General features: G+C 39.2%; 20 protein-coding genes. 17 read left to right on the forward strand and 3 right to left on the reverse strand.

Annotation, left to right across the window (positions count from 1 at the left end; translation table 11 throughout):
• Window positions 1–7: 7 nt before the first annotated feature.
• The 13 genes from AAJG31_RS23160 (at window position 8) to AAJG31_RS23220 (ending at window position 12,150) form a co-directional block, all read left to right on the forward strand.
• Window positions 8–568, forward strand: coding sequence for a nitroreductase (locus AAJG31_RS23160; RefSeq protein WP_048392353.1), 561 nt, complete (start codon window positions 8–10; stop codon window positions 566–568).
• A gap of 13 nt (window positions 569–581) precedes the next feature.
• Entirely contained in the window at window positions 582–1,118 is a 537-nt protein-coding gene (locus tag AAJG31_RS23165; protein WP_048392354.1) for a cob(I)yrinic acid a,c-diamide adenosyltransferase, read from the forward strand.
• An 88-nt stretch (window positions 1,119–1,206) separates the two neighbouring features.
• Window positions 1,207–2,706 carry a cobyric acid synthase gene (locus AAJG31_RS23170; protein WP_279495399.1) on the forward strand — a complete coding sequence of 500 codons (1,500 nt, stop codon included), beginning with the start codon at window positions 1,207–1,209 and terminating at the stop codon, window positions 2,704–2,706.
• Window positions 2,703–3,539 carry a class I SAM-dependent methyltransferase gene (locus AAJG31_RS23175; RefSeq protein WP_279495398.1) on the forward strand — a complete coding sequence of 279 codons (837 nt, stop codon included), beginning with the start codon at window positions 2,703–2,705 and terminating at the stop codon, window positions 3,537–3,539. Before AAJG31_RS23170 ends, AAJG31_RS23175 begins: the two co-directional genes overlap by 4 nt.
• A gap of 98 nt (window positions 3,540–3,637) precedes the next feature.
• Window positions 3,638–4,570, forward strand: a complete 933-nt coding sequence (gene rnz / locus AAJG31_RS23180; protein ID WP_279495396.1) for a ribonuclease Z — start codon at window positions 3,638–3,640, stop codon at window positions 4,568–4,570.
• Between the two features lie 323 nt (window positions 4,571–4,893).
• The gene (locus AAJG31_RS23185; RefSeq protein ID WP_279495394.1) at window positions 4,894–6,888 is read left to right on the forward strand and encodes a HAMP domain-containing methyl-accepting chemotaxis protein; all 1,995 of its coding nucleotides are present in this window, start codon (window positions 4,894–4,896) and stop codon (window positions 6,886–6,888) included.
• Window positions 6,889–6,953: 65 nt separating this feature from the next.
• The gene (locus AAJG31_RS23190; RefSeq protein WP_009370265.1) at window positions 6,954–7,184 is read left to right on the forward strand and encodes a hypothetical protein; all 231 of its coding nucleotides are present in this window, start codon (window positions 6,954–6,956) and stop codon (window positions 7,182–7,184) included.
• Between the two features lie 118 nt (window positions 7,185–7,302).
• A complete protein-coding gene (gene cdaS, locus AAJG31_RS23195; protein ID WP_054549207.1) occupies window positions 7,303–7,923 on the forward strand; it encodes a sporulation-specific diadenylate cyclase CdaS in 621 nt (206 codons plus the stop codon).
• 100 nt (window positions 7,924–8,023) lie between these two features.
• Window positions 8,024–8,467, forward strand: a complete 444-nt coding sequence (locus AAJG31_RS23200; protein WP_048392361.1) for a MarR family transcriptional regulator — start codon at window positions 8,024–8,026, stop codon at window positions 8,465–8,467.
• A 58-nt stretch (window positions 8,468–8,525) separates the two neighbouring features.
• Window positions 8,526–9,467 (forward strand): ring-cleaving dioxygenase, encoded by a 942-nt coding sequence (locus AAJG31_RS23205; RefSeq protein WP_103119093.1) that lies wholly within the window; start codon window positions 8,526–8,528, stop codon window positions 9,465–9,467.
• Window positions 9,468–9,483: 16 nt separating this feature from the next.
• Window positions 9,484–10,539, forward strand: a complete 1,056-nt coding sequence (locus AAJG31_RS23210) for an LLM class flavin-dependent oxidoreductase (RefSeq protein ID WP_279496357.1) — start codon at window positions 9,484–9,486, stop codon at window positions 10,537–10,539.
• A gap of 13 nt (window positions 10,540–10,552) precedes the next feature.
• Window positions 10,553–11,119, forward strand: a complete 567-nt coding sequence (locus AAJG31_RS23215) for an NADPH-dependent FMN reductase (RefSeq protein WP_269898231.1) — start codon at window positions 10,553–10,555, stop codon at window positions 11,117–11,119.
• A gap of 356 nt (window positions 11,120–11,475) precedes the next feature.
• A complete protein-coding gene (locus AAJG31_RS23220; RefSeq protein ID WP_115673351.1) occupies window positions 11,476–12,150 on the forward strand; it encodes a serine/threonine protein kinase in 675 nt (224 codons plus the stop codon).
• Between the two features lie 84 nt (window positions 12,151–12,234).
• On the opposite strand, the gene AAJG31_RS23225 is transcribed toward AAJG31_RS23220, so the two are convergent.
• Entirely contained in the window at window positions 12,235–12,678 is a 444-nt protein-coding gene (locus AAJG31_RS23225) for a hypothetical protein (RefSeq protein ID WP_279495391.1), read from the reverse strand.
• Window positions 12,679–12,902: 224 nt separating this feature from the next.
• Between AAJG31_RS23225 and AAJG31_RS23230 the strand changes: the two genes are divergently transcribed.
• Window positions 12,903–13,118 (forward strand): DUF3955 domain-containing protein, encoded by a 216-nt coding sequence (locus tag AAJG31_RS23230; protein WP_048392365.1) that lies wholly within the window; start codon window positions 12,903–12,905, stop codon window positions 13,116–13,118.
• A gap of 380 nt (window positions 13,119–13,498) precedes the next feature.
• A complete protein-coding gene (locus AAJG31_RS23235) occupies window positions 13,499–13,777 on the forward strand; it encodes a DUF1450 domain-containing protein (protein ID WP_279495389.1) in 279 nt (92 codons plus the stop codon).
• A gap of 49 nt (window positions 13,778–13,826) precedes the next feature.
• Here the strand turns inward: AAJG31_RS23235 and namA are convergent, their stop codons facing one another.
• Together namA and proC are read right to left on the reverse strand one after the other, a co-directional pair.
• The gene (gene namA, locus AAJG31_RS23240) at window positions 13,827–14,837 is read right to left on the reverse strand and encodes an NADPH dehydrogenase NamA (protein ID WP_048392367.1); all 1,011 of its coding nucleotides are present in this window, start codon (window positions 14,835–14,837) and stop codon (window positions 13,827–13,829) included.
• A gap of 48 nt (window positions 14,838–14,885) precedes the next feature.
• The gene (proC, locus tag AAJG31_RS23245; protein ID WP_004231357.1) at window positions 14,886–15,689 is read right to left on the reverse strand and encodes a pyrroline-5-carboxylate reductase; all 804 of its coding nucleotides are present in this window, start codon (window positions 15,687–15,689) and stop codon (window positions 14,886–14,888) included.
• Window positions 15,690–16,036: 347 nt separating this feature from the next.
• On the opposite strand from proC, the gene AAJG31_RS23250 reads away from it, so the two are divergent.
• Window positions 16,037–17,026 carry an MBL fold metallo-hydrolase gene (locus tag AAJG31_RS23250; protein WP_279495387.1) on the forward strand — a complete coding sequence of 330 codons (990 nt, stop codon included), beginning with the start codon at window positions 16,037–16,039 and terminating at the stop codon, window positions 17,024–17,026.
• Window positions 17,027–17,034: 8 nt separating this feature from the next.
• Window positions 17,035–17,790 carry an SDR family NAD(P)-dependent oxidoreductase gene (locus AAJG31_RS23255; RefSeq protein ID WP_048392368.1) on the forward strand — a complete coding sequence of 252 codons (756 nt, stop codon included), beginning with the start codon at window positions 17,035–17,037 and terminating at the stop codon, window positions 17,788–17,790.
• The last annotated feature ends 94 nt before the right edge of the window (window positions 17,791–17,884 follow it).

The raw sequence follows: 17,884 nt of genomic DNA on the forward strand, positions 1-17,884 counted from the left end.
AAGCACTATGACTGTCATTGAAGCATTAAAAAAACGTCGAGCAATTCGTAATTACACGACACAACCAGTAGAGAAAGAAAAAATTGAGCAAATTTTACAGGCAGCAACCTATGCACCAAATGACCGGATGCGTGAGCCCTGGCATTTTTATGTCATTCAAGATGAAGCCATGAAGCGTTATGAAGAAATGGCAAGTGCTTATTTACAAGAACGCTTTCCCACGAAGCCAAATTTAGTGGAAAGTTCATTAAAGGTTGTACAAACAACCCCTGTAGCCATTGTGGTGACAGCTGACATAGTAGAAGGGGACACAGATGCGACAGAAGATAATGTCTTTGCTGTATGTAGTGCCATTATGTCTATGTGGTTGACAGCAGAGGAGCTAGGTCTTGGCTTTGTTTGGCGTACACGTGGTGTTGGCCTCGTACATGATCCTCGTATGCATACGTTTATTGGTGCAAGCGACGCTCAAAAAGTAGTTGGTACAATATTTATTGGCTACCCACAGGAGCAAGAACAAACCGACAAGAAACGAACACCGTTTGCAGAAAAGACAACATGGCTGTAAGGAGGCTATCAGCATGGCAAGAAAAGGCTTGTTTTTAGTATATACAGGTGAAGGTAAGGGCAAAACGACAGCATCTCTTGGCGTTACATTGCGTGCAGTTGGTCGAGGCTTAAATGTGCGTTATCTGCAGTTTATCAAATCCCCAGAACGTACTTATGGAGAGCAAATTGCCCTTCGTAAGCTAGGCGTAGAAATGGAACAAATGGGCATAGGTTTTACATGGACAAAAACACCTGAGGAGCATCGAGCTGCATTAGCCAAGGCTTGGAAAAAAACGAAGGCAGCTCTACAGGATGACAGCATTGATTTATTGGTCCTAGATGAACTCAACAATGCCCTAGCGATCACCAAGTTTCCAATCGATGATGTCCTTCCCCTAGCAGAAGTCATCGAGGCAATCCAACACCGCCCTTCTACAATGCATTTGGTTGTCACAGGACGAAGTGCGAATCCAGCATTACTAGCAATGGCTGATTTAGTGTCAACCATTGAGGCGACAAAGCATTACTATGATGAAGGGATTCCAGCGGTGAAAGGGCTCGAATTTTAAAGCCCTTTACAATTGCTGGAGGAAATACACACGAAGCGAAAACGAATACATGCGTTCTGCCATAGAATAATTACGGAGGAGAGTGACTATGCCAGCAAAATCAATCATGATTCAAGGAACAGCTTCCGATGTTGGAAAAAGTATGATTTGTACTGCACTATGTCGTATATTTTCAGATGATGGACTGAAGGTAGTCCCATTTAAATCACAAAATATGGCTCTTAATTCATTTGTTACAAAGGATGGCGGTGAAATCGGCCGCGCACAAGGGGTACAGGCAGAGGCGGCTCGTGTTGTTGCAACGACAGATATGAACCCTATCTTGCTGAAACCGAAGCAAGATATGATGTCAGAGGTTATCGTTCATGGTAAGCATTTTTTAAATATGGATGCCAAAAGCTACCGCAATAATTTTGTGCAAGAAGCGATGCCAATCGTAGAAAAATCAGTTCGCACGCTTCAACATACATATGATGTTATTGTCCTAGAGGGCGCTGGTAGCCCAGCAGAAATTAACTTAAAGGATCGCGATATTGCGAATATGCGAATGGCTCATTTAGCAGATGCAGCGGTAGTCCTCGTTGCTGATATTGATCGTGGCGGTGTCTTTGCCTCGATTGTTGGTACACTGGCATTGTTAGATGAGGAAGAACGAGCACGTGTTAAGGGATTAATTATCAATAAGTTTAGAGGCATGCGTGAATTACTGGATGATGGTTTGGCATGGGTGGAGCGCGAAACTGGTATTCCGGTACTTGGTGTGATTCCTTATGTCGATGTCAATATTGAAGCAGAGGATTCTCTTGCATTATCGTCACTACGTTTTAAAAAACCAAAGCCAGGCGAATTTGCTGTAGATGTAGCCATGATTCGTTTACCTCGTATTTCAAACTTCACCGATATTGATCCATTTTTCGATGAGCCTGAGGTGGGTGTACGTTTAATTGGTCATGTCAATGAATTAGGTACACCAGATTTACTCATTCTGCCAGGAACGAAAAGTACAATGGATGATTTAGCTTGGCTAAAAGCACAGGGCTTCGATCAAGCCATCACACATTTACGTGAATGCGGTACTAAAATTATTGGCATTTGTGGCGGTTTCCAAATGCTTGGTGAAACATTACTTGATCCAGAAGCAGTGGAGGGGAATGGTGAATCTGCAGATGGTCTTGGGCTATTGCCGATGGAAACCATTTTTGTAGGCAATAAAAAAACGGTGCAAATGACAGGCGTAAGAGGGCAGGACACATTGACAGGCTATGAAATCCATCTAGGGCGTACAAAAATTTTACGTGGTGCGGTATCACCGTTTTTACTATTAGAGGATGGAAGAGAAGATGGTGCGGTTAGTCAAGATGAGCAAGTGATTGGCACATATTTCCACGGCTTGTTCCATAATCGTCCCTTTACCCGCCAACTCGTCAATGAAATACGAGTGAAAAAAGGGCTAGCAGCTTTACCAAGTGATGTGAAAAGTGACGCAGAACGAAGAGAAGATGCCTATAATATGTTAGCCGACCACGTTCGTGCAAATCTTGATATGAAAAAAATATATGAAATATTATCGTTAGAGGTATCTATATGACGAGAAAAGGACCGTTAGCCATTAACTATGAGGCATTATGGCAGGAAGGCATGAAGGACTGGCATGGCAATATGCCTGAACGAATGGTGAATGATCAGCTAGAGGAGCAATTTTGGGCCCAATCAGTGGCACGTAAAAAAGTGGGACAAACAGATCGTTATGCTGCATTGATTTTTCAGGAGCTTCAAAAAAAGATTGAACCTCAGCATTCTGTATTAGAAATTGGTCCTGGGTGGGGCAATTATACATTTCCATTAGCTGATAAAGTAAGGAAGCTCACATGTGTGGATAGCTCTGAAAGCATTTTGCATTACTTACAACAGTGTATGCCGCAGGAGGAGCATGTTTCCTATATTCATGCAAAGTGGGAAAGTTTAGAGCATGATGAGATTGAACCACATGATATCGTCTTGGGCGTGAATTGTTTTTACCGAATGTATGAAATAAAAGCAGCTTTATATCACATGAATCGGCTGGCGAGAAAGCGTGCTATCATTGGGATGACGACAGGTCCCATTCAGCCACACTATGAACAGTTATATGAAAAGTATGGTTATGACATTAAATTTCCGCGCAGAGATTATATCGAGTTTTTGAATCTACTCTATGAAATGGATATTTACGCGGATTGTCAGATTATCCCGCTCGAACGTGTCTATGAATATGAAAGCTATGAACAGCTTGTGACAACGCAGAGTAAAAAAATATTAACGACGAATTTTCAGCGAGCCCATGTAGAAGAATCACTGCTACCTTTTATCGAAGAAAAGGATGGACGTTATTATTATCGTCATGATTTCCATGCAGCGCTTGTTTCATGGCAACCAAAATAATCAAGAAACCTTTGGAGAAACTGTACACCAAAGGTTTTTCTTATGGGAATGGATAAGGTACAATAAAACGATATAAATAAGAAGTGAGGTGGCTTATGTTGCAGCTACATTTTCTAGGGACAGGCGCAGGCATGCCTTCAAAAGAACGAAATACAAGTGCTCTGATGGTAAAGCTATTAGACGAAGTGAGTGAAATGTGGCTATTTGACTGTGGGGAGGCGACACAGCATCAAATCCTTCATACGTCGTTAAAGCCACGGAAAGTGACGAAAATATTTATAACACATTTACATGGGGATCATATTTTTGGACTTCCAGGCTTTTTAAGCTCGCGTTCCTTTCAAGGTGGGGATGAGCCGCTAACGATCTTCGGACCATCTGACTTACAACAGTGGATTGAACAAACATTGGCCCTATCAAAAACCCATTTAACATATCCTTTACGCTTTGTAGAAGTACAAGAAGGCATTATTTTTGAGGATGCTCATTTTATAATTCATGCTAAGGAATTACGCCATGTTGTACCTTGCTATGGGTATCGTATCGAACAAAAGGATTTACCAGGCGAATTATTAATCGACAAAGCACAGGCACTTGGTGTTCCAAAGGGACCTTTACTAGGCCAATTAAAAAATGGCCACGATATTGTACTTGAAAATGGTGATGTGGTGCTTGCGAAAGACGTGGTGGCACCAGCCAAAAAGGGCTTTACATTGTCAGTCTTAGGCGACACGAAATATTGTGAAGAAGCAATCCAATTATCAATGGGCGCTGATATCATTGTCCATGAAGCAACTTTTGATGGTACAACAACAGATTTAGCAGCAAGCTACGGTCATGCAACAAATGTGGAGGCAGCAAAAGTCGCACAGCAAGCTGGAGCACACTATTTATTATTAAATCATTTAAGCGCACGTTTTCTTCCATATGACTTACCTCAATTTTTAGCTGAAGCACAGGGGATTTTTCCGAATACATTCCTAACAGCTGATCAAGCCGTATATACATGGCAACATAATAAATTATTTTGATATAGTTATTAAGTGAGAAACATCTATTAGAGGAGATTCTTCTAATAGATGTTTTTAGTTTATAGTCCTAAAGGTGTGTAGATAATTTTGTTTAAATATTACTGTTTAATCATGAGAATGATCCTTTTTTGCATGCCTCTACTAGTACAAAATAGTTAGATTTATCCTCCTTGCTTATCTATTCCAGAATTTTTACAAATTAATGACAATTTAAACTTCTTCAAAAATTATTATTTTATATTTAATAAATTGTTAATGAAATATATGGAAGTAATATTGTATGATGAAGTGGAAATAATCGTAATTTTTAGGGGGATCTCATCATGAGAAAGTCAATGAAATGGAAAATGCTTCTGGAGATTATGGGCATTGTGGTGTTCATTATAGCGGCATTTTCTATTTATGTTTATCAAGCTACATATAAAAGTGAAAAAAGCAATGGAGAAGCAATCGCCAACTCCATTGTCATGGGGTTGGAAGGAGCAATTCAATCTAGAGAAAAAGCAGAAGAAATTATGGAAAAAGAAATGATTGCCGAATCTGTAATGGCTTCTTATATCATTGACAAAGGTGCTACATATGAGGATTTAAAGGCCATTGCTGAGCGTGGTGGCCTCGACGAGATTTGGAGTACAGATGATAAAGGGAATACAACGGTGACATCAGTAGCTCCAACTGTTGATTTTAACTTTGGCGCTGATCCAAACGGACAAGCTGCCGAATATATGCAACTTTTAGATGGAAGAGCGAAAGAAATTGTCCAAAAAGCACAAATTCGCGATGTCGATGATCAATTTTTCAAATTTGTCGGGGTAGGTAGCTGGAATCCGGCAACTCCACAAATTGTACAGGTGGCTCGCCATGGACAGCAGCTACTAGATTTAGAAGCAAGTATCGGCAGTGAATCTTATATCGATCAACTGAACAACTATTTATCCTCAACCGTATTATTCGCCGCTATTGTAGATGAAAAAGGCCAAGCCATTGCCGCTACAGCAAAACAAAATTTTGCGAATATTGGTTTTGAGCCAGCCCAATTTTCAGCACAAAAGTCGACTGAATTTTCAGGACGCTACGATGGCACACGTGTCACGCAATATGTAAAGCCATTATCAAACGGTACATACTTAGCTATTATTGTATCCAATGCTATCCTCTCACAAATTTTGGTAGGCACAATTGTAGCTTCATTGATCGTTGTCTGTGTGATTTTCTTCACTACGGGCCTGTCTATTTCGAAACAAGTATCGCGTATTTTAAACGTGCGCAACTCCTTAGAGGAAATTAGTAAAGGAGAAGCAGATTTAACCAAGCGTATTCCAATCCATGCAAAAGATGAGATTGGCCAATTAGTGACATCATTTAATGGGATGATGGATAATTTCCAACAAATTATGTGTGAGATAAAGCAAGGGGCCAATCAAATAAAAGAAGCTACCTATACAATTCAAGAAAATGCTCATGAAACACTTGAATCAGCCGCAATTATCCAAGGAGAATCTAGTCAGGTAGCTCAGGCCTCCTTTGCACAACAGAATAATACGGCAGACAGTGCGCATTCAATGGAGGAATTGGCGCGTAGCATTCAATATATTTCGGAATCCATAGCAGAAATTTCTAGTATTTCACGTAATACCGAGGAAAACGCAGATAATGGATTACAAATTATGCAGTCCTTACAAAAGCAATTAGTGACTGTTCATGAGAAAACGAATTTTGCGGTGATTGGAACACAGGAGCTTGAAAAACTATCCACAATGATCGGGGAATTTACCAATGTGATTACGGGAATTTCTGATCAAACGAATTTACTGGCATTAAATGCATCTATTGAAGCGGCGCGTGCTGGTGAAGCGGGGAAAGGCTTTGCCGTTGTAGCTGAAGAAGTTCGGAAATTAGCTGAAGATTCTAAGAGTGCGGCGGATAGAATCACCCAGGTGGTGATGAATGTCCAAAAGGAAACAGCCAATATTGTAGCAACCATCCAAGCAACAGCAGATGTCTTACATGCAGGACGTGCAATCGTACAAGAAGCACAGCAATCGTTTGAAGGAATTCATAATGATGTACAGGTGTTAGCAACACAAGTGGATTTAGTATCAAGCTCCACTGAGGAAATTGCTGCTAGTACAGAGGAAGTAACAGCTACCATGGAAGATGTTTCGCTCTTGGCTAAGCAGACATCGCAAAGTGTTGATGCCGTTGCTCAAAAGGCTAAACATCAAGCGGAAAATATGGAGAGCATGACCGCATTTATCGACCAATTAAATACAACAGCGGCAAACCTCCAACTATCAGCAGGCAAATATAAAGTATAAAAGGAAAAATATAGTACGATAAATCACTAGATTCCCGTATAATTGAAAAAAGGGGTGTGGTTTAAATGAATCAACAAAAGATGCCGCCAGCATTATTACGATTAATCGTCATTTTTCCCAATGTGCTGAGCTATTTACTATTATTCGGTCTGATTATTTTTGTCATGACAAATTATGAAACATTAAAAGCAACAAATAATTTAACTGTGTGGATTATTTTTATTGTTGTATTAGCACCCGCTGCTGCCTACACGACTTTCAGCATCGTAAAGAAAATCCGAGCAGGGCATATGTAAGGATATTAACGACTTCCTATTCAACATTGTAGGAGGTCGTTTTACTTAAAGGAGAATAAAAAACATATAGAGAGAAAAACTATCGTAAACAGTGATGAAATGAAGAGGTGTGTATCATATGGATCCAACAAATTGTGATTTTTCACCAATGAAAGAAACTTTAAAAGATGAGCTTCTCGAAGTGATCATGTCCTTACAGCAGAGTGTGCAGGAAATGGATACAGATGCAAATTGTCTCCTTGGTAATTTTGAGAAAATTAAAGAGAAGTTTATGACAATTGAAATGAAAGCTGCAACGTTCTATTTAAATTGTTATCTTTCCCCGTTTACTGAAAAGTATCCAGAGCTATCACACAGTGTGCAAAATATGTCTTTGAGAAGGCATGGTGGTTTAATTGTTATTCAAAGACAGGATGCTTTAGAGAATTTAATTCAGCCTGGTATTCATATTGGTGCAGATTTAACCCATTCTTTATTAGAATCTATTTTCTTCCCTGGTAATCCACTTCACGATGGAGCGGTACTTGTCCATCAAAATCAAATTGAGTCAGCTGCCAATGTACTGCCATTGTCAGAGCGGTATACAGGGGAAAAGAAATTAGGAACAAGGCATCGTGCAGCGCTGGGATTGAGTGAGCAAAGTGATGCACTTGTAATGGTTGTATCAGAAGAAACGGGTAGAATTTCTTTTGCTCTTAAGGGCAATTTATATCCTGTTACAACACCTGGCATCATATAGGGGGTCTCCCTATGTTAAAAAAATATCTTGAATTCGAGATATTTTTCTTGCGGAAGTATCACTTGCGTGGTAAAGTGATAACTGAAGGGAGGGTGAAGTCATGAGAAATCATACACTAGGCACCTTAACGTGGATTCGGATGATGCGCTTTACAACGCAAAGTAATCAGTTATCGAATGAATTTTTAAAACGTTTCGACTTAACGACAGCACAATTTGATGTGTTAATCCAGATTAAAACATATGCCCCGATTACACAGTCTCAATTAGCAGAAAAAGTAACTGTAACACAAGGTGGCATGTCTCGCATGCTTGCCCGACTAGAAAAAGAGGGACTAATCGAGCGTAAACAAAATTGGAAGACGAAAACCATCTCATTGACATCAAAAGGGGAGCAAATGATTGATGCAGCAACACCTAGTCAACTTCACTTCCAGTCTTCGTTTTTTGAAGAAGTATTATCAGCTGAAGAAATTAAATCTTTATATATTGCAATGACAAAGCTTGAAAAACATAGCCGAGAAAAAAAATTGCCGCCCGTGTAATTTTTTTTGTGAAATCACTTGCTTAGTCAAGTGAAAATAATGAGGAGGAACAATTATGATGAACAAATTAAGCGGACACCATCATATATCAATGCTAACGAAAAATGGTAAACAGAATAATCACTTTTACACAACTATTTTAGGGTTACGACGTGTGAAAAAAACGGTGAATCAAGACTCACCTTCCATGTATCACTTATTTTATGGAGACTTAACAGGCGCAGCAGGTACAGAATTAACATTTTTTGAAATGCCTGTTGCAGGACGTACAGTGCGAGGGACGAATGCTATTACGCGCATTGGCTTACTTGTACCTAGCTCCGAAAGCCTACTATATTGGAAAGAACGCTTTCAGCAGCTAGAGGTAGAACATAGCGAAATCACTACTTATGCAGGCAAAGAGGCTTTATTTTTTGAAGATCATGAAGGTTTACGGATGGTATTGTTAAACCACCAAGGACAAGAAACCCCTGCTCAATGGCAACCATGGGATGGAAATGATATACCGCAGGAACATCGTATTTTAGGCATGGGAACTATTGAAATCACTGTGCGATATTTATCAAGAACGGTCAATTTATTACAAGATTTATTTCACTATACAGTTATTGCAGAAAAGGACAAAGAAACGGTCCTACAATCAATAGAAGGGGAAGTGCTTGGCGAGATTGTTGTCAAAGAATTAGAAGGACCAAGCGAGAAACCTGGTAAAGGCAGTATTCACCATCTTGCGTTACGTGTTGCAACCGTTGAAGAATTACAGCAATGGGATACCAAAATTAAGGAGCTTGGATTGGATAGTACTGGTGTGGTTGATCGTTATTATTTCCAAAGTCTATATTTTAGAGATCGTAACGGTATTTTATTTGAAATGGCGACAGATGGGCCAGGGTTTACGGTAGATTCAGCAGTCGAAGAACTTGGCAAAGAGTTAGACCTCCCGCCATTTTTAGAAGAGAGACGTTCAGAAATTGAAGCTATTTTAGAACCGCTAGAATAAGGAGAGATAACACATGATGGAAAAATATCGTATTGATCAAGCACAAGGACTCGAATTCGGACTTTACTCTTTAGGTGATCATATCCCTAATCCACTAACAGGCGAGCGTATTTCTGCTCAACAACGACTAAAAGAGCTAGTCGAGGCAAGTCAATTAGCAGAGCAAGCTGGAATTGATGTATTTGGCATAGGTGAAAGTCATCAGTCTTATTTTACAACACAGGCACATACGGTCGTGTTAGGTGCTATCGCACAAGCAACTTCGACTATTAAATTGTCTAGCTCCGCAACCGTATTAAGTGTTTCAGACCCTGTACGAGTATATGAGGATTTTGCCACAATTGATTTATTATCAAATGGTCGTGCAGAAATAGTAGCGGGACGTGGTTCACGTGTAGGTGCCTATCACTTATTAGGTGTTGATTTACAAGATTATGAAGAAATCTTTGAGGAAAAACTAGAGCTTCTTATGAAAATCAATGACGAGGAGCTTGTGACTTGGGAAGGGCAATTTAGAGCACCTCTCCACCATGCACAAATTTTACCGCAGCCAAAAAACGGCTCGTTGCCAATATGGCGTGCGGTGGGTGGACCACCTACCAGTGCCATTAAAGCAGGTTATATGGGCATTCCGATGATGCTTACAACATTAGGTGGACCTGCTATCAACTTTAAACCATCAGTGGATGCCTATCGCGAAGCGGCAGAGCGCAAAGGCTTTGACCCAAATGAATTACCTATTGCTACAACAAGCTTGTTTTATGTAGCAGACACAACAAAAGAGGCATTACAGGGCATGTATCCACATTTAAACGGTGGATTCCAAGCGATTCGTGGTGGGGGCTATCCAAAGCAACAATTTGCACAAGCGCCTGATACACGTGATGCTTTAATGGTGGGCAGTAAAGAGCAAATTATTGAAAAACTACTTTATCAATACGAACTATATGGCATGCAACGCTTTATGGCACAAATCGATTTTGGTGGCGTACCGTTCGAAAAATTGATGAAAAATATTGAAATCATTGGTAATGATATAATTCCAGCGATAAAAAAACACACAGCAAAATAAGGAGTGGCTCATTATGAAAATTGTCGCACTTGCGGGTTCTATTGTCGGCTCAAAGACAAGAACAGCTACACAAAAGTTAGTCGAGATGTTACAAGAAAAATACCCACAGCATGAAGTAACATTACTAGATCTTGCTGACTATCAGCTAGTTTTTAGTGATGGACGTAATTACTTTGAATATGAAGGCGATACAAAATATGTGACGGAAACCATTATGGCTGCAGATGCGATCGTTATTGGGACGCCAACATTCCAAGCATCTATACCAGCTACATTAAAAAACATCTTTGACCTTTTACCTGTCAATGCCTTCCGCGATAAAGTCGTCAGTGTTATTGTTACAGCGGGTACATCCAAGCATTATTTAATGGTGGAACAGCAACTAAAGCCGATCCTTGCTTATATGAAAGCGCACATCGTACCGACCTATGTATTTATAGAAGAAAAGGATTTTTTACGTAAAGAAATTGTCAATGATGATGTCCTTTTTCGTTTAGAACGGTTAGCAGAGGATACCGTGATGGTTACAGAGGCTTTTGCAGAAATTCGAGCCAAAAAAGATGCTGAATATGATTTTTAAAGATTAATAGAAGAAACGCTGTGAAGTAGTCTGACACAGCGTTTCTTTTTGTGTCAAGGCTAGCTATAAGTTCGTGACAATCATGATAAAAATAAAACCCAAATCACTTTGAGTTTTTAATAAAGGTGGTTAAGGGTAAATAGAGGATAGAACTGGTTCTTCTGTAGCTAACAAAGCCGTATACTTTCCATATGGAGAAATGGATATAGAAACTTCTAGTAGTTCCCAACGTTTTAAAATTAAAGAGTGTGTGTAGGAAACTTGAGATTTGAATATTGTTAGGGGCGATATAGAATCCCTACTAAAGTAATTAGATAGTGTAGTATACTTCAATGCAAATGATGGGAGAGATGGAAATGGAAAACGATTGGGATAAAGCTATAGGTTCTCTTTCTAAAATAAACGTTTTTTCAAATCCAAATAACGAGCCTGTTACCATAAGTGGTGAAGCTGATGATTTGAAATGTATAGGTGTTGGGACAGATGCGGCTGTTTTTCAAGCTCTTTCCGCCCCAGCGTATGCATTTAAACTATATGCCAAAGACAAAGTGCACAAAGTAAAAGTTGAAGCAAATGTGTATCAAATACTTGGAGATTCACCTTTCTTTTCAACATGCTTTGCTTCACATGAAGAATACCTTGTTTTAAGTTACGAAGAAGGAAAAACGCTTTTTGATTGCATTCTACAAGGTATTCACATTCCAAAACAGGTTATAAATGAAGTAGAGGATGCAAGAGAATATGTTCGGAAGAAGGGCCTTAACCCTCGTGATATTCATTTGAAAAATATTTTGCTACAGAATGGAAGGGCAAAAATAATTGATGTCTCTGAGTACACACTACAGGGTAATGATCATCGATGGGAGCATTTAAAAAAAGGATATGAGCAATACTATCATTTAATTGATGGAAATTCTGTGCCGTTTTGGTTAGTAGAAACAATACGAAAGTGGTATAACCAACGTGGAAAGAATACTTCATACGAAGAGTTTACAAAAAATATTTTAAAGTTTCTATTAAAAAATAATTGAACTTACGGGAGCTCTTTTACGAGATGCTTTAATAGAAATAAAGAAAACAGACAACAAGATTTCATTGACTGTTTTAAAAACTACTTATTCGCTTATAATAGTGGGTTTATCGAATGAGACAATATCAATAATATGGTCTAAACAAACAATCTGATAATGGAATAGCTCCTTGTAGGAATAGATATCGAGAGCTATAGTTCCTTTACTTATAAAATCTAAATAAGTTGATTTTGTAAAAAGACGTACTGAGTTACCCAAGAAATCATCTTCTTGATTGACAAAATGAAATGATTCGTCAAAAACAGTATAGGCTACATATGAATCGAATTCTATATGTATGGCCGGTAATGTCTTATCAATTTCAATAGGATAGACATCATTTATAGTATATTCCTCAAAACTTATATCCTCGCTTTCGGCGCTGACGGAAGCTCTAGAAATAGAAACTCTCAAAGAGTTTGTCCCTGGCTCTACTATATTATCTAAAAACAAATAACCTTTCCATTGCATTAAATCTTCATAGTTCATACAAATCACCCTTCCATATTATCACTTGAGATTATGGTCATTTTATAGTTAGAATTTCAAAATGTCAATTTTGAGATTGGTTGAATTAGAATAAAAATTTATTGTTTATCAATAAAAAATAATTGACTTAGAATATATTTTGGATTTATGATTGTTACAGCGAGTTGTAGAAAGCTGCAGTGTAGGAATTAAACATAAAAATATTTAGGAGAGAAGAAAAAGTTATGAAAAAATATATTTTTGCATTAATGCCAATCATATTAGGCGTACTTAGTTTTTTAATCTTTATGGTGAAAGGGAGTAATGTAGCACCTGATGGTACATTAGAAGAACCATTCTTTCTTATTCCAATAGGATTTTTATTGTTAGTTATTGGATTTATATGTGTAGTAGGGGTGGCGTTAAAATCGGTTATTAAAAAGACACAATACGTTAAATAAGAGATAAAACAACCAGGTCATACATAAGAGACTTGGTTGTTTTTAATATTTACTTAATAAAAGCACTACATTTGTGTGGGAGTTTTGTTTACACGATGTATGGAGTAGACTGATGATTTGATTGAACAACATAAATAGCTATTTTAGTTGACTGCAAAATTGTACTTGAAGGTTTTGCATGATAAGTTTGTAACTACCTTTTTTCAAGGCAGTCATCTTCGTTTAATGGTTGTACATTAATTTCATAAGAAAAACTTATGTTGATTGAGCTGAAAGATTAATAGTATTTTATGATAATCATTTTGCTTAACGCTACAGTTTTCATGAAGTTTATGGAATTGTGGTATGATTATTTTTAGAGAGTAGGGGGGGCAATAAACATGGTATTTTCTCTTTTTAAAAAAAAGAAGGAACCACAGCAGCTAAAAAATAGAGTGGAGTTTTGTATCACTAATTTAGCACTTGGTGCGGCAGATGCGTATGATGTATTAGTAGAACGAGAAGATATTGAGATAGAGGAATCTGGTTGTACATCCCATTGTGAAATCTGTGAGCAAGGTATTTTTGCGATAGTAAATGGGGAAGTTGTGACAGCAGATGACGCGGAGACATTGGTACAGGCTATTGATGTAGAATTAAAACAAAATCCACTTTTCTAATGAAAAAACAGCTTGCTGGAGCACAAGCTGTTTTTTGATGGAAATGTAATTACCAACCACGAACGTATTGTACGGGAGGCTGCACGTCTTCTCCTAGCTCTTTAGCTGCATGTAGTGCCCAGTAAGGGTCTCGTAATAAAACACGCGCTAAGAATATTAAATCTGCACGATTATTTTGGAGTATCTCTTCGGCTTGAATGGCTGTGGTAATAAGACCAACTGCACCAGTAGGAATATCAGCCCCATGCTTAATCGCTTCTGCATGTGGTACCTGATAGCCTGGAAAGACATTGATGGCTGCTGGTACAACGCCCCCTGTTGACACATCAACTAAATCAACACCTTGAGATTTCATCCAGCGGCTAAAAACAATAAAGTCATCCATTGTTGTACCATCTTCCGCATAATCTTCCGCAGAGACACGTACCAATAAAGGACCATCCCATACACTGCGAACAGCATCGATGACTTGACGTAGAATGCGATATCGATTTTCCTGTGAGCCCCCATATTGATCTTGACGTTTATTCGTAGCAGGTGATAAAAACTCGCTAATTAAATAGCCATGTGCGCCATGAATTTCTAGTACATCAAAGCCAGCCTTTGCGGCACGAATAGCTGCTTGTTTAAATGCCTCGATGACATAGTGAATGTCCTCTTCTGTCATTTCTGTTGGTGTTTTATAGTCTGAACTAAAGGCAATAGCTGATGGAGCAAAAATTTCGCCATCTACTGTTGCTTTGCGACCAGCATGTGCAAGCTGGATGCCTGTTTTAGCGCCGTACGCTTTCATCCCCTCAACTAATTGACTTAATCCTTCAATATGTGCATCATCCCAAATCCCTAAATCCTTATTTGAGATACGACCTTCTGGCACAACACCAGTAGCTTCTAAAATGATTAAGCCTACTTGACCAGCTGCACGTGTTGCATAATGGACGAAATGAAAGGGTGTTACCATGCCATCGTCTTGTGCTGAGTACATGCACATAGGTGCCATCACAACACGGTTTTTTAAGGTGATAGATTGCAATGTATAGGGTTCGAATAATTTACTCAAAATAAAGCCTCCTAATTCCTAGTGATACACTCTATTTTGCACATAATGCTACCCATTTGCAAGTGAACGAGATCGTGCCTCCGCTTCTTTAATGCAGGCTTCGATGGCTTCATTAAATTGATATTGCTCTAATGCCTGTATCCCTGCCTCCGTCGTGCCACCAGGACTCGTCACCTTTTTGCGTAAGACATCTGGTTCATCTAATGACTGCTTGAGCATCTCAGCTGTCCCCGCAAGTGTTTGAGTCATTAGCAAGCGCACCGTATCTTTCGATAAGCCTACCTTCGTCCCTACTCGTTCAAAAGCTTCCATTAAATAATAGATATAGGCAGGGCCGCTACCTGAAAGGGCTGTGACTGCATGTAACTGATCTTCATCGACTTCAATAACGGAGCCAACAGCCTCTAATAACTGGAGGAATAGGATACGCTGGTCTGCAGATACCTCGTTATTGAATGCAATGCCACTTGCTGACATGCCGATTGTAGCGGAAGTATTCGGCATCACCCTTGCTACTGGGCGACTCCCTAAAAATTCTGTAATTGTATCAATCGCAATGCCTGCTAAAATAGATAGTACAGCAGTGTGTGCCGTAAGTTTAGGCTTTAAATCACACATAGCAGCAATAGCATCTTTCGGCTTCATCGCTAAGATAATCAGATCTGCCTGTTGAAAAATCGCAGGATCAAACACACAATGGACACCATATGTTTCATGTAGGAAATGTAAGCGTTCCTTGTCTGAGCGATTGGTGACGTAAATTTCCTGTGGTGTGAACACCTTTTGTTTAATCCAGCCTTGCATCAATGCTTCCGCCATTGAGCCTGCACCGATAAATAAAATTTTTTTCATGAACAAAACCTCCAGTTCAAAATAAAAAAGCGCTCTCGTCCTTATCTAGAAGGACGAAAACGCTCTCGTTTCCGCGGTACCACCTTTGTTTGCCAATTGTTGGCACAACTCTTAGCCCTCTTATCGCAAGGGAAACGGTTATGTTTGCATAACTGCTCAGAAGTAGGTTCGGTAATGGGAGCGGGTGATGTTACTCTCAGCAAATGTAACACTCTCTAACACCTTCACCAGATACGTACTCGTCTTCTTCAACGCACATAAATAATTAGATTATTCAAAATTATAGTGAGGAATAGGCAACCTGTCAACAGGAGGATGACGAAAACAGAAAAAACTTGTAAAATAGAATGAATCAGTATTCACAAGTGCGTGAAAAGGGGGAGACAACTTTGTCTATATACAAAATAGAAATACCAACACCCTATGCAGTAGGAGATGTCAATGCATTTATTGTAAAAGGCGATGCACTTAGCATTTTTGATGTTGGCCCAAAAACAATGGAAGCCTATGATGCTTTAAAATGGGGGATTCGAGCAGCAGGCTTTGACATGCAAGATATTGAACAGGTTGTGTTAACCCATCATCATCCAGATCATGCGGGATGGGTCGATGCTTTTCCATATGCAGAAATTTTAGGGCATGCCTATAATGACAAATGGCTTCGTCATGATGAAGACTTTTTACGCTATCATGAACAATTTTACAGTGAACGTTTATTGGAGCATGGGGTACCACAAGAATATATTGCAAAAAGTGTCCATGTTCGTCGTGAATTGGAGCTTGTAGGGGAACGACCATTAACGCAAATTTTGGCAGATGGAGATGAAGTTCCTGGGCATCCAGGATTAAAGGCAATCGAAACATTAGGTCACGCACAAAGTCACTTTATTTTTTGGGATGAAAAAACTCATCATGTGATTGGTGGAGATTTATTGCTTGAAAAAATAACACCCAATCCATTAATAGAGCCACCATTGGATCGTACTGTAGGACGTACAAAATCTTTACTACAATATAATGCATCCCTTGAAATTCTACGTCAATTACCTGTCAAAATGATGCATACAGGGCATGGAGCAGAGCTAGAGGATATTCCGTTGTTAATTGATAAACGATTAGAGCGACAGCACCAACAATCAATGAAGGTTTTTGAATTATTAGGCGATGATCAATTAACAGTTGTCCAAGTAACAAAACGCTTGTATCCGGCTATCTTCCAGCATCAGCTTGGTTTAACTTTATCTAAAACACTTGGTCATTTAGATTACCTAGAGGCCAATGAGTATATTACGTCAACAAAGACAGAAGCAGGTATCTTTTTATTTCAAAGGAAGTAGGTTTATACATGAAACATCCTAACAAAACAATCTTTGTGACAGGAGCTACAAGTGGGGTTGGCTTAAAAATAACTGAATTACTAGTAGCTCAAGGGCATATCGTTTATGCCACAGGTCGCAATGCCGTTGCACTAAAGGTGCTAGAGCGTTTAGGTGCTCAAGTGATCCAAGCGGATTTAACCAATCTACATACACTTGATGATGTTTGTGCGCAGCTACCACCGATTGATGTAGCGATTCTTTCAGCAGGTGTAGGGAAGTTTGCTGTAGCCCCTGCTTTACAGGATGAGGATATTGCGCAAATGATCGAATTAAATGTTAGCGTACCCATTTATCTTGCCAAACGATTAGCCTCTAAGATGATAGAGCGCAAACAGGGCCATTTAATATTCATTGGTTCTCAGGCTGGGAAGGTGGCCACACCAAAAGCGAGTGTCTATGCTGCGACGAAACATGCTATTGTCGGTTTTACCAATGGATTGCGTATGGAATTAGCTCCTTACAATGTAAAAGTGACAGCCATCCATCCTGGTCCCATTGATACACCATTTTTAGATAAAGCCAATGATACAAGTGGCTACCGAGAATCCTTAGGGCGCTTTTTATTGTCAGCGGAGGAAGTAGCTCAAGAGACAGTGAAAACGATTGATCGTCCTGTTCGTGAGATTAATCTACCTAGAATTATGGGATTGTCGAGTAAATTGTATGCATTAGCCCCTGCAACCATTGAATGGCTAGGCAAATCATTTTTCCATAAGAAATAACAACATTTGAAACTGTAAACATGCTTCACGTGCATGTCTACGGTTTTTTCATATTTACATATAATTGTAGCTATAGTAGTAAAAAGGAAGAGTT

The sequence above is a fragment of the Lysinibacillus sp. BS3 genome (assembly GCF_039614735.1).
Classification (GTDB): domain Bacteria; phylum Bacillota; class Bacilli; order Bacillales_A; family Planococcaceae; genus Lysinibacillus; species Lysinibacillus capsici.

Excerpts from the sequence above, each read along its gene's own strand:
- AAJG31_RS23250 (WP_279495387.1), top strand. The coding sequence starts at position 16,037 with ATGAATCAGTATTCACAAGTGCGTGAAAAGGGGGAGACAACTTTGTCT.
- AAJG31_RS23235 (WP_279495389.1), top strand. The coding sequence starts at position 13,499 with ATGGTATTTTCTCTTTTTAAAAAAAAGAAGGAACCACAGCAGCTAAAA.
- AAJG31_RS23200 (WP_048392361.1), top strand. The coding sequence starts at position 8,024 with ATGAGAAATCATACACTAGGCACCTTAACGTGGATTCGGATGATGCGC.
- AAJG31_RS23230 (WP_048392365.1), top strand. The coding sequence starts at position 12,903 with ATGAAAAAATATATTTTTGCATTAATGCCAATCATATTAGGCGTACTT.
- AAJG31_RS23190 (WP_009370265.1), top strand. The coding sequence starts at position 6,954 with ATGAATCAACAAAAGATGCCGCCAGCATTATTACGATTAATCGTCATT.
- AAJG31_RS23175 (WP_279495398.1), top strand. The coding sequence starts at position 2,703 with ATGACGAGAAAAGGACCGTTAGCCATTAACTATGAGGCATTATGGCAG.
- AAJG31_RS23170 (WP_279495399.1), top strand. The coding sequence starts at position 1,207 with ATGCCAGCAAAATCAATCATGATTCAAGGAACAGCTTCCGATGTTGGA.
- AAJG31_RS23225 (WP_279495391.1), bottom strand. The coding sequence starts at position 12,678 with ATGAACTATGAAGATTTAATGCAATGGAAAGGTTATTTGTTTTTAGAT.
- cdaS (WP_054549207.1), top strand. The coding sequence starts at position 7,303 with ATGGATCCAACAAATTGTGATTTTTCACCAATGAAAGAAACTTTAAAA.
- AAJG31_RS23220 (WP_115673351.1), top strand. The coding sequence starts at position 11,476 with ATGGAAAACGATTGGGATAAAGCTATAGGTTCTCTTTCTAAAATAAAC.
- AAJG31_RS23215 (WP_269898231.1), top strand. The coding sequence starts at position 10,553 with ATGAAAATTGTCGCACTTGCGGGTTCTATTGTCGGCTCAAAGACAAGA.
- AAJG31_RS23185 (WP_279495394.1), top strand. The coding sequence starts at position 4,894 with ATGAGAAAGTCAATGAAATGGAAAATGCTTCTGGAGATTATGGGCATT.
- AAJG31_RS23255 (WP_048392368.1), top strand. The coding sequence starts at position 17,035 with ATGAAACATCCTAACAAAACAATCTTTGTGACAGGAGCTACAAGTGGG.
- AAJG31_RS23210 (WP_279496357.1), top strand. The coding sequence starts at position 9,484 with ATGGAAAAATATCGTATTGATCAAGCACAAGGACTCGAATTCGGACTT.
- AAJG31_RS23160 (WP_048392353.1), top strand. The coding sequence starts at position 8 with ATGACTGTCATTGAAGCATTAAAAAAACGTCGAGCAATTCGTAATTAC.
- AAJG31_RS23165 (WP_048392354.1), top strand. The coding sequence starts at position 582 with ATGGCAAGAAAAGGCTTGTTTTTAGTATATACAGGTGAAGGTAAGGGC.
- proC (WP_004231357.1), bottom strand. The coding sequence starts at position 15,689 with ATGAAAAAAATTTTATTTATCGGTGCAGGCTCAATGGCGGAAGCATTG.
- AAJG31_RS23205 (WP_103119093.1), top strand. The coding sequence starts at position 8,526 with ATGAACAAATTAAGCGGACACCATCATATATCAATGCTAACGAAAAAT.